This is a genomic window from Brevundimonas sp., assembly GCF_031412435.1.
In the GTDB taxonomy this organism is placed as follows: Bacteria; Pseudomonadota; Alphaproteobacteria; order Caulobacterales; family Caulobacteraceae; genus Brevundimonas.
The window spans coordinates 1-10159 of sequence record NZ_JANODA010000055.1 but is presented as its reverse complement, the minus strand read 5'-3'; the positions used below and the strand labels follow the sequence as shown (position 1 = coordinate 10159).

Genomic DNA, 10159 nt, shown 5'->3' with positions numbered 1-10159 from the left:
ACTGAACGCCGATGGCGAACAGGGTGAACCCGTCGAGTTCCTGATCCCCAAGGGCAAGCATATCTCCGTCCACGACGGCGATCTGATCCAGAAGGGCGACTACATCATCGACGGCAACCCCGATCCGCACGATCTGCTGCGCATCCAGGGCGTCGAGGCGCTGGCCGAGTATCTCGTGAACGAAGTGCAGGAGGTCTATCGACTGCAGGGCGTGCCGATCAACGACAAGCACATCGAGGTGATCGTTCGCCAGATGCTGCAGAAGGTCGAGATCCTCGACTCGGGCGAAACCACCCTGATCCGTGGCGACACGGTCGAAGTGGCCGAGGCCGTGCTGGAGAACGAGAAGGTCGAGAAACGTGGGGGCCGGATCGCCACCACCCAGCCCGTCCTGCTCGGCATCACCAAGGCGTCGCTGCAGACCCGCAGCTTCATCTCGGCGGCCTCCTTCCAGGAAACCACGCGCGTCCTCACCGACGCGTCGGTCCACGGCAAGAAGGACATGCTGGAAGGCCTGAAGGAAAACGTCATCGTCGGCCGACTGATCCCGGCCGGTACGGGCGCCTATCTGCGCAGCCTGCAGAAGATCGCCAACGAGCGGGACGCCCTGCTGACCTCGACGCGGGAAGCCGCCGTCGAGCCCCTGCCGGCCGATCTGCAACTGGAGCTGGCCGAGAGCGAGTGATCGCTTTCACCAACTGAAGACTGAAGGGGGCGGTTCCGGCAGCGGGGCCGCCCTTTTCGTTGGGCGCGACAGCGGGTCGCGCGAGCGTGAGTTGACGCCGGGCGGTCCGTCGCACACCTTTGCCGTGTGGCGGAGAGTGCGATGACGAAGACCGAGAACACACCGGGCCGGGTCGACCGGATATCCTGGACCATCGCGGCGATCTGCATGGCGGCGGCCTGCTACCTCATGGCCATGAACGCGATGATCGATCTGGGCGCGGCCGCCCACGACGCCTTCTGTCCGGACCACGGCTGGGCCCTTCAGGGCGCCTGAGCGCTACTCCATCTTGCGGTTGTTGCGCAGCCGCTCGTCGGTCATCTCGAAGCCTGGACGCAGGTGAGCGCCCGCGCAGGAGCCGCGCAGGTTGCCCCCCGGGCAGTCAGGGCTGGCCAAGGTGATGCCGGGACCGCCGGACAGAGGCCGTCGCTGAGCCTCGTACTGGGCGAGAGCGGCGGCGCCGTCGCGGGCGAACTGGGCGTCGCGACGCTGTTCCGAGGGCGTCAGGGTCCGGGGCCCGAGCGGGCCGGCCCGGCCGGCGGCCGCGTTGAAGCGCTCGTCGCAGAGCTGTTGTTCGGAGGCGGACAGGCGGCCGTCCATCATCCGGCAACCGCCGGCGCCCGTGCGCATCGACCGGCCGACAGCGGCGGCCGTGCTCTCGGGGTTCACCTGCCAGGGGTCGGCGGAGGCGGGCGGCGGTCCGACGAGCGGGCTGGCGCCGATCCGCGGGGCAGGGACGGTGGGCCGGTCATCCTCTTCGTCCTCCTCGCGCGTGCGGTCCTGGGTGACGGAGGGGACAGCCTCTCCGAGGAGCGGGACCGTTTCGCGGGCGGCGACGCTGGCCAGGGTGGGCTCGCGCACGGTCTCGCCTTCAAGCAGGGGGCGCGGCTCCATCTCGACGAAGATCGGGATGTCGGGATCCGGGGTGATGACGGGGCGATCACCCGCGAACAGGCCGATGGCCAGCGGCGTCAGCACGACCGCATGAAACAGGATCGAGCCCGCCAGGATCGCCGCACGGCGCGACGACGACCGGCGGGCGGCGGGCGAGCGCCAGTACGCGATACTCAGGCCGGCGTTCGACACAGATCCTCCCCGTCGGTCCGGCCAAGCTGACGGGCGACCGTGGCCGGAACAGGGCGTCCCGGAAAGGCGCGCTGCGCCTTCCGGGATGACAAGCTCACGAGACGGCGGTCCAGGGTGTGAGGGGGCGGACGGTGGCGCAGGCGGGGGCGCCGTCCTTCCCGCGACCGGGGAGGGTGGCGGCGATGACGGTTCCGGGCTTCAGCAGGGCCGCGGGGATGTCGTGGACATCGATTTTGGCGCGACGGCTGACGACAGGCAGCCCCGGCATGGCGCCGCCGATGGCGATGTAGACGAAGCGGCGTTCCTTGCCCTCGCGACGCACGAAGGTTCCGCCCAGCCTGCCGTCCGGGCGCAGGTCGACGGGGATGTCGAAGGTCAGGGGCCCATCGGTCGACAGGCGGATGTCGTGCGGCGCGTTCTTCGCGTCCTGTCGCCAGTAGTGCAGGCCGGGCACGGGATCGGCGATGGTCAGGCGCAGGGTGACGGTCTCAGTCATGGCTGACCAGATGGGCGCCGCGCACCATACGGACGAAGGGCAGGGGGCGATCCGTCCCGGTTCGTCGCTGCGCGCCGTCCGGGATGACAATCCGCTCGGCCACCTCGGCCAGGACGAAGCGGGTGATGGAGGGCAGGTCAAGGGCGCGGGCCTCTTCGAGCGGCAGCCAGGCGATCTCGTCCAGCTCGCCCGACCCGGCGGTCGGTTCGGGCGCCAGCAGGGCGGCGGCGTCGGCCAGGAAGAACCGCGCGTCGAAACGGCGCGTGCGGCCGGGGGGAGTGATGGCGCGAGCGATGTAGGACAGGGCGGCGAGGTCGGGCAGGGCGCCCGCCTGACGAAATTCGCGCCACGGCCCGGCGACCGAGGCGGGTGGGGCGGCGCTGCCGAGGATCAGGCCGGTCTCCTCGAAGGTCTCGCGCACGGCGGTCAGACACAGGGCGCGGGCGCGGTGGGACGGCAGCTCCGCCTCCAGCCGGGCGCGGGTCGGGCCATCGGGATCCGTGAAGGAGGCGGCGGTGAAATCGGCGCGATCGATGCGTCCGCCCGGGAAAACCCATTTCGACGCCATGAAGACATGGCCGGGCGCGCGTCGGCCCATCAGCACTTCCGGCGTCTTGCCCCGGCGGACGAGGATCAGGGTGGCGGCGTCCCTGGGGCGCTGGCGCGGTCCCGGCGCCGGCGGGGCGTCGCGAAGGTCCTGGGCGGCGTCGAAGGGCTGGAGGGGCGACGGCATCGGAAACCGATGCCACGGCGGCCGCGGCAAGGAAAGCGGGGCCTCAGTCGGGTTGGCCCTGCTTGGGCGGCTACTCCGCTCGACGCCAGTAGGCGACGAAGACGACCTTCGAGGGAGCACCGGCGACGCCGTCGTCCCGCGTCTGGTTGAAGCTCTGGACGACGAGGGCGAGGTCGCGCGTGATCGCGATCTGGTGGAGATCACGCGCCTGGAAGGCGTCCATCAGCACATTGTTCTCGTCGATCGACAGGTTCGGCCTGCTGACGCCCAGCACCTCGCACAGGGATTCGTTGCAGGTGACGTCAAGGGTTTCCAGCGTCCGGGAGGGGTCGATCGCGTGGTGATAGGCGCGCGACAGAGCGGCCTCCGTCGGGGCGGACCAGGCCGGGTCCGCTGGTCCTGATCCGATTTCGGCATGCAGAGCCACGACGTCGGGCGCAGGATCGCGGGATGCGAAGACCGCTTCGGCGGCGGCCGGGATGGCCGCGTGAACCACAGGCGGAGCCGGCGGAACCGAAGTCTGCTGGGCGAGGATCGCGGCGGCGATCAGGACGGCGGCGGCCATAAGAAGTCTCCATCGGTGGGGCGACGCACGGCGCGGCGCCTCTGGACGAGGGAGTTCTGGCGGCGAGGCTGGCGCTCGGGCGAGATCGATAAAGTCGTGACGATTTTCTCGGGCCACGATCAGACGGGCGATCTCGCGGCTGGAGCCGATTCCGGTCTTTCGACGGGCTGAGCGGAAGCGCTCGTTGACGGCGGCCTCCGACATCGAACGGAGCGTGGCGATCGACTTCGCAGTGTGCCCTCGGCCCAGAAGGCCCAGCAGATCGCGCTCCACGGGGTTCAGCCGGTCGAGGGCGCTGTCGATCTCCGGAATCGTCGGGGGCTGGCTCATGGTCATCCGTCATGCTGGACTGCCATAGTCAGGTCGGGCAAGCGGGGGCGGCGGGATGGCGCGGGCATCTGAGGGCAGGAACGACACCGTGACCGTCGCCGCGCTGGCGGTGCTGGCGGCGGTCACGGTGACGGTCGCGCATGAGTCCGTCGGCCATGGCAGCGTCTGCCTGGCGCTGGGCGGGCGGGTCACCCTGCTGACCACGTCGCTGTTCCGGTGCGACGTGCCCTCATTCCTGATCGATCTGGGTGGTCCGCTGACCAATCTGGGCCTCGCCCTCGTCGCCGCCCTGGCCAGCCGGGTGACGGGGCCCGGCCGACCGGCGGTGACCCTTTATCTGGTTCTGATCGCCGCCATGGGCGCGTTCTGGGACGGCGGCTATCTGGTGCAGGCCATGCTGACGCGGGATGGCGATCTGTATTTCGCATGGGCGGGGCTGATCGGCGAACCGTCCGGACTGGTGCGAGGCGTCGGCGCCTTGGTCGGAGCGGCGATCTATCTCGCGGGTGTCGGGTTCGCATCGCGAGGACTGTCGCGGCTGGCGGAACCGGCGGAGGCGCGACGGACGGCGCGGATCGCCTGGCTGGCCGCCACTGTGGCGACCGTCGGCGCGGCCCTGCTCTATCGCGGAGGACCGGGGGCCGGCCTGCTCGACGCCTTCATGGAGATCGGGGCGGCGTCGCTGCCGTTGCTGCTCATGCCGCTGACGCTGCCGCTGCTGACCACGCCGCGAGCGCCCGTGACGGCCAGATCGATCCGCAGGAACCCGGCCATCATCGGGATGGCCGTCGTTCTGTTCGCCGCGTTCGCGCTGACCATGGGGCGCGGTCTGGGCGGCCTCTAGCGCCGCTTGCCCTTGCGAACGCCTTTCGGCGTGCCTCCGCGCGGGGGCTTGGGACCCCCGGGACGACCGAGGCCGCGCTTGGGCGGGCCATTGCCGCCGCTCCCGGGACCGCGTCCCCGGATGCCGAGGCGAGGGGCGGGGGCGTTGGGATCGCGCGGCTCGGCGTCCGAGAGCATCTCGAACAGGAGGCCGCCGGTGATCGGGGTGGCTTCCTTCAGCTTGACCTCGACGGTGCGGCCCAGGGTGTAGCGCTGGCCCGAGCGTTCGCCGACGAGGGCGTGGGCGCGGTCGTCGTGGGTGAAATACTCGTTGCCCAGTGACGAGACGGGCACGAGGCCGTCGGCTCCGGTCTCGTCGAGGCGGACGAACAGGCCGAACCGGGTCACGCCGGTGATCCGGCCGGTGAAGGTGGCGCCGACGCGATCCTGCAGGAAGGCGGCGACATAGCGGTCCATGGCGTCACGCTCGGCGGCCATCGAGCGTCGCTCGGTCAGGGTCACCTGATCGGCGATGGCGGGCAGTTCGGCGATCTCGCGGTCGGTCAGGCCGTCCGAGCCCAGGTTCAGGGCGCGGATCAGGCCGCGGTGGACGATCAGGTCGGAGTAGCGCCGGATCGGGGAGGTGAAGTGTGCATAACGGTCAAGGTTGAGTCCGAAGTGGCCGACGTTCTCGGGGCTGTAGATGGCTTGCATCTGGCTGCGCAGGACGACCTCATTGACGACCTCGGCATGGGGGCCGTCACGCGTCTCGTCGAGCAGTTTGTTGAACCGTTTGGTGGTCGGGGCCTCGCCCTTGTTCCACGGCTTGTCGATGGTCGACAGGAAGTCGGCCAGGTTGAAGACCTTCTCCTGGCTGGGCGTGTCGTGGACGCGGAAGATCAGGGGCGTCTTCTTGGCCTCCAGCGTCTCGGCGGCGCAGACATTGGCCTGGACCATCATCTCCTCGATCAGCCGGTGAGCCTCGAGGGAGACGCGCTTCTCGATCGAGGCGATGCCGCCGTCGGGCGCCATGCGGATGCGGCGCTCGGCGCTGTCGATCTGCAGCGGGGCGCGCTTCAGGCGGCCCTTCAGCATCGTGTGGTAGGCGTTCCACAGCGGATAGAGGATGGTCTCCATGATGGGACCGGTCGCGTCGTCGGTTCCGCCGCCGTTTTCCACGCCGTCGATGGCGGCCTGGGCCTGCTCGTAGGAGAGTTTGGCGTGGCTGCGCATCAGGCCGCGATGGAATTTGTGCCCGAGTTTGCGGCCATCCTTGTCGAAGATCATTCGGACGGCGAGGGTGGCGCGGTTCTCGCCCTCCTTGAGGCTGCAGAGGCCGTTCGACAGCCGCTCGGGCAGCATCGGCTCGACGCGGTCGGGGAAATAGGTGGAGTTGCCCTTGGCGCGGGCCTCGCGGTCCAGGCTGGTGTTGGGGCGGACGTAGGCGGCGACGTCGGCGATGGCGACCCAGACGACCCAGCCGCCTTCGTTCTTCGGGTCCTCGTCGCGCTGGGCATAGACGGCGTCGTCGTGGTCGCGGGCGTCGGCGGGATCGATGGTGATGAAGGGGATGTCGCGCAGGTCGTCGCGGCCCTTCAGCGTCGGCAGGTCCTGATGCTCGGCCTCCCGCTCGACGGCCTCGGAGAAGCCCATCGGGACGCCGTGGGTATGGATGGCGATCAGGGAGGCGGCGCGGGGGTCGTCCTCCCGCCCCACGGTCTCCAGGATCTTGCCGCGCTTGTGGCCATAGCGCTGCTCCGACTTTTCGATGGCGGCCAGCACCAGGTCGCCGTCGCGCAGGTCGCCCGCCAGGATCTGCGGGATGATCAGGACGTCCTTGGAGCGACGGTCGACGGGCTCGACGCGGGTCTCCTTGTTCGATTTGCGGATGACACCGAGGACGCGGTTGTTGTTCGTGTCGAGCTTCTTGATCAGCCGGGCTTCCCAGCCGTTCGGTCCGTGCTCGAATTTCGCGAGGACGCGGTCGCCGAGCCCGGGGGCGGGACCAGGCTTGCCCTTGTCGGGGATGAGGAGGGCCTTGGGTGCGTCGGCCGATGCCTCGACCAGGCGAACATAGAGTTCGCCGTCGATGTCCTTCTCGACCACGTCGGCGACGCCGACGGGGGGCAGGGCGCCGGCCTCGGAGAAGCCCTTCCTGCCGCGTTTGCCGAGCTTGCCGGCCGATTCGAGGCCGCGGATCATTTCGCGTAAGCGCCGGCGATCTTCGCCCTTGAGGCCGAAGTGGCGGGCGATATCGCCCTTTTCCGCTGATCCGGCATCGCGAAAGAAGGCCAGCAGGGTGGCCTCGTCCGGCAATCCGGCGGCGGGTTTTCTGGGTGTTTTGGTCATTGAGTTCCTATGTAGGGCGCTTCGCGTAAAAGGGCGAAATCTTGCGCCGCTTGACCGGATGGGGTCGGGCGATCAGCTTCCGCCGCGCCCGTCCGTTCCGGAGTTTGTCTGAATGTCTTCCCTGCCGCTGAGCGACCACCCCACCCTGAGCGCGCCTTCGGGGTCGCTGCTGGACCTGATCGGCAAGACGCCGATGGTGGAGGTGACGAAGATCGACACCGGGCCTTGCCGGCTGTTTCTGAAGCTGGAGGCGCAGAACCCGGGTGGATCGATCAAGGACCGCATCGCCCTGTCGATGATTGCAGCGGCGGAGGCGGAAGGCTGGTTGAAGCCCGGCGGCACCATCGTCGAGGCGACGGCCGGAAACACGGGTCTGGCGCTGACCCTCGTGGGGCAGGCCAAGGGCTATAAGGTGTTGCTGGTCATCCCGGACAAGATGTCCAAGGAAAAAATCCAGCATCTGCGGGCCATGGGCGCCGATGTTCGCCTGACCCGGTCGGACGTCGCGCACGGCCACCCTGAGTACTACACTGATATGGCGGAGCGGCTGGCGCAGCAGATTCCGGGCGGGTTCTTCGTCAACCAGTTCGCGAACAAGGCCAACTCCGAGGCGCACGTCCGGACGACCGGGCCGGAGATCTGGGAACAGATGGGCCACGACGTCGACGCCTATGTCGCCGGCATCGGCTCGGGCGGGACGATTACGGGCGTGGCCGAGTATCTGAAGAGCCAGGGGTCGAAGGCCGAGATCGTCCTGGCCGATCCCGTCGGTTCGGTTCTGGCCGGGATCGTCAACGACGGCGTACCGGGACCGGAGGGGTCCTACACCGTGGAAGGCATCGGTCAGAATTTCGTGCCCGACACGGCTGACATGAGCCTGATCGACAAGGCCTATTCGATTCCGGACGCCGAGGCCGTGGCGACGGTGCGCGAGCTGTTGCTCAAGGAAGGCATTCTGGCCGGATCGTCGTCGGGGACGCTGATCGCGGCGGCCCTGCGCTGGTGCCGGGAGCAGACCGAACCGAAGCGCTGCGTGACCTTCGTCTGCGACACCGGGGCGAAATACCTGTCCAAGGTCTACAATGACGCCTGGCTGGCGGATCAGGGGCTGGGCGAGCGCGAACTGCATGGCGACCTGTCGGACCTGATCTCGCGCAAATACGAGAAGGGCGACGTGGTCACGGCCGGGCCGGACGACACCCTGGACACCGCCTTCAAGCGGATGCGCGGCGCCGACGTGTCGCAACTCCCGATCATCCAGGACGGCCGTCTGGTCGGCATCCTCGACGAGAGCGACCTGGTTCACGTGATGAACACCGACGAGATCACCCGCAAGGAGCGGTTCGCCAAGCCGGTGTCCTCGGCCATGACGCGCGACCTGGACACGGTCCAGGTGACCGAGCCGCTGGACGCCCTGATCCCGCTGTTCGACCGCGACCGGGTGGCGATCGTGCTGGACGGCGAAAAATTCGTCGGCCTGATCGCGCGGGTCGACCTGATCAACCACCTGAGTTTGAACCGGTAATCGTATGGCGAATTTGAAGAACAGCCAAGGTTTCTCGACCCGCGCGATCCATGCGGGCCAGCGGCCGGACCCGACCACAGGCGCGGTCATGACGCCCATCTACGCCACCTCGACCTATGCCCAGGAAAGCCCGGGGGTGAACAAGGGCTATGAGTATGCGCGGGGCAAGAACCCGACGCGTGAGGCGTTCGAGGCCTGTATCGCCGACCTGGAAGGGGGCGTTCAAGGCTTCGGTTTCGCCAGCGGCATGGCGGCGACCTCGACGGCGCTGGAACTGCTGGACGCCGGATCGCACATCGTCACGGGCGACGATCTGTACGGCGGGTCGTGGCGGCTGTTCGAGCGGGTGCGACGCCGGTCGATGGGGCTGGATTTCAGCTATGTCGATTTGAGCGATGTCGGCGCGGTCGAGGCGGCGATCACGCCGAAGACGAAGATGCTGTGGGTCGAGACGCCCACCAATCCGCTGATGAAGCTGGCCGACATCGCCGCCCTGTCGCAGGTGGCCAAGGCGCATGGTCTGCTACTGGTGGTGGACAACACCTTCGCCACGCCGTGGAGCCAGCAGCCGCTGGCGCTGGGGGCCGACATCGTCATGCATTCAGCGACCAAATATCTCAACGGCCACTCCGACATCATCGGCGGGGTGCTGGTCGCCGGGAATGCCGAGATCGCGAAGGAGATCAAGTTCCTGCAGAACTCGGTCGGCGGGGTGATGGGGCCGTTCGACGCCTTTCTGGCCAACCGGGGGCTGAAGACCCTGGGCTTGCGGATGAAGGCGCACAACGACAACGCCCTGGCCGTGGCGCGCTGGCTGGAGGAGCGCAAGGGCGTGTCACGCGTCCTGTATCCCGGCCTGATCAGCCATCCGCAGCACGCGCTGGCCAGCCGTCAGATGAACGGTCGGTACGGCGGCATGGTCACCCTGGTGCTGGACGGCGACCTGTCGCGGACAAAATCGGTGCTGGAGCGGTTCGCGGTCTTCACCCTGGCGGAGTCGCTGGGCGGGGTTGAGAGTCTGGTCAACCACCCGGCGATCATGACCCATGCCAGCGTGCCGAAAGAGGTGCGCGAGGCGGGCGGGGTCACCGATACGCTGATCCGGCTGTCGGTCGGGGTCGAGGATCTGGACGACCTGATCGCCGATCTGGATCAGGCGCTGGCTTGAGACGCCCCTCCTGAAACGACAAAGGGCGGCCGGAAGGGCCGCCCTTTGGTTCTCTACGGCGTATTCAGCCCTTGGGCAGAAGCACGGCGTCGATCACATGGATCACGCCGTTGGTGCAGGCAATATCGGCCGTCACCACCTTGGAACCATCCACGGTCACGCCGTCGGTGCCGTCAACGTGCACCGTCGCGCCGCCGGCCGTGGCAGCATCCATGACCTTGCCGGCCACGTCAGCGGCCATGACCTTGCCCGGCACAACGTGCAGCAGCAGGATCGCCGTCAGCTTGTCCTTGTTCTCGGGCTTGACCAGTTCTTCAACCGTGCCGGCCGGCAGGGCGGCAAACGCCTCGTCCGACGGGGC

The 10159-nt window shown here is 68.4% G+C and carries 10 protein-coding genes and 1 pseudogene; 5 read left to right on the top strand and 6 right to left on the bottom strand.

Features of this window, described 5'->3' with window-relative positions:
* Both RMO01_RS11130 and RMO01_RS11125 read left to right on the top strand, forming a co-directional pair.
* Nucleotides 1–685: pseudogene (locus tag RMO01_RS11130) on the top strand (DNA-directed RNA polymerase subunit beta'); the annotation flags it as partial.
* A gap of 141 nt (nucleotides 686–826) precedes the next feature.
* Nucleotides 827–1000, top strand: a complete 174-nt coding sequence (locus RMO01_RS11125) for a hypothetical protein (protein ID WP_309629122.1) — start codon at nucleotides 827–829, stop codon at nucleotides 998–1000.
* Between the two features lie 3 nt (nucleotides 1001–1003).
* On the opposite strand, the gene RMO01_RS11120 is transcribed toward RMO01_RS11125, so the two are convergent.
* From RMO01_RS11120 to RMO01_RS11105, 4 genes are all read right to left on the bottom strand, one after another.
* Nucleotides 1004–1810 (bottom strand): hypothetical protein, encoded by an 807-nt coding sequence (locus RMO01_RS11120; RefSeq protein WP_309629121.1) that lies wholly within the window; start codon nucleotides 1808–1810, stop codon nucleotides 1004–1006.
* A gap of 94 nt (nucleotides 1811–1904) precedes the next feature.
* Nucleotides 1905–2306 (bottom strand): DUF5990 family protein, encoded by a 402-nt coding sequence (locus RMO01_RS11115; RefSeq protein WP_309629120.1) that lies wholly within the window; start codon nucleotides 2304–2306, stop codon nucleotides 1905–1907.
* A complete protein-coding gene (locus RMO01_RS11110) occupies nucleotides 2299–3039 on the bottom strand; it encodes an NUDIX hydrolase (protein WP_309629119.1) in 741 nt (246 codons plus the stop codon). The genes RMO01_RS11115 and RMO01_RS11110 overlap by 8 nt, the downstream gene beginning before the upstream one ends.
* Before the next feature lie 70 nt (nucleotides 3040–3109).
* Nucleotides 3110–3934 carry a hypothetical protein gene (locus tag RMO01_RS11105; protein WP_309629118.1) on the bottom strand — a complete coding sequence of 275 codons (825 nt, stop codon included), beginning with the start codon at nucleotides 3932–3934 and terminating at the stop codon, nucleotides 3110–3112.
* 88 nt (nucleotides 3935–4022) lie between these two features.
* On the opposite strand from RMO01_RS11105, the gene RMO01_RS11100 reads away from it, so the two are divergent.
* Nucleotides 4023–4778, top strand: a complete 756-nt coding sequence (locus RMO01_RS11100; protein WP_309629117.1) for a hypothetical protein — start codon at nucleotides 4023–4025, stop codon at nucleotides 4776–4778.
* On the opposite strand, the gene rnr is transcribed toward RMO01_RS11100, so the two are convergent.
* Nucleotides 4775–7105 (bottom strand): ribonuclease R, encoded by a 2331-nt coding sequence (gene rnr, locus RMO01_RS11095; RefSeq protein ID WP_309629116.1) that lies wholly within the window; start codon nucleotides 7103–7105, stop codon nucleotides 4775–4777. The two genes, RMO01_RS11100 and rnr, sit on opposite strands and share 4 nt — an antisense overlap.
* Nucleotides 7106–7217: 112 nt before the next feature.
* Between rnr and RMO01_RS11090 the strand changes: the two genes are divergently transcribed.
* Entirely contained in the window at nucleotides 7218–8630 is a 1413-nt protein-coding gene (locus RMO01_RS11090; protein ID WP_309629115.1) for a cystathionine beta-synthase, read from the top strand.
* A 4-nt stretch (nucleotides 8631–8634) separates the two neighbouring features.
* Nucleotides 8635–9798 (top strand): cystathionine gamma-synthase, encoded by a 1164-nt coding sequence (locus RMO01_RS11085; RefSeq protein WP_309629114.1) that lies wholly within the window; start codon nucleotides 8635–8637, stop codon nucleotides 9796–9798.
* Nucleotides 9799–9862: 64 nt separating this feature from the next.
* Here RMO01_RS11085 and RMO01_RS11080 read toward each other — a convergent pair.
* On the bottom strand, nucleotides 9863–10159 hold a 297-nt coding region (locus RMO01_RS11080; protein WP_309629113.1), incomplete at its 5' end, for a fasciclin domain-containing protein.

What these genes read in the sequence shown, in the direction of transcription:
- RMO01_RS11110 (WP_309629119.1), bottom strand. Translation starts at nt 3,039, where the DNA reads ATGCCGTCGCCCCTCCAGCCCTTCGACGCCGCCCAGGACCTTCGCGAC.
- RMO01_RS11125 (WP_309629122.1), top strand. Translation starts at nt 827, where the DNA reads ATGACGAAGACCGAGAACACACCGGGCCGGGTCGACCGGATATCCTGG.
- RMO01_RS11085 (WP_309629114.1), top strand. Translation starts at nt 8,635, where the DNA reads ATGGCGAATTTGAAGAACAGCCAAGGTTTCTCGACCCGCGCGATCCAT.
- rnr (WP_309629116.1), bottom strand. Translation starts at nt 7,105, where the DNA reads ATGACCAAAACACCCAGAAAACCCGCCGCCGGATTGCCGGACGAGGCC.
- RMO01_RS11090 (WP_309629115.1), top strand. Translation starts at nt 7,218, where the DNA reads ATGTCTTCCCTGCCGCTGAGCGACCACCCCACCCTGAGCGCGCCTTCG.
- RMO01_RS11115 (WP_309629120.1), bottom strand. Translation starts at nt 2,306, where the DNA reads ATGACTGAGACCGTCACCCTGCGCCTGACCATCGCCGATCCCGTGCCC.
- RMO01_RS11105 (WP_309629118.1), bottom strand. Translation starts at nt 3,934, where the DNA reads ATGAGCCAGCCCCCGACGATTCCGGAGATCGACAGCGCCCTCGACCGG.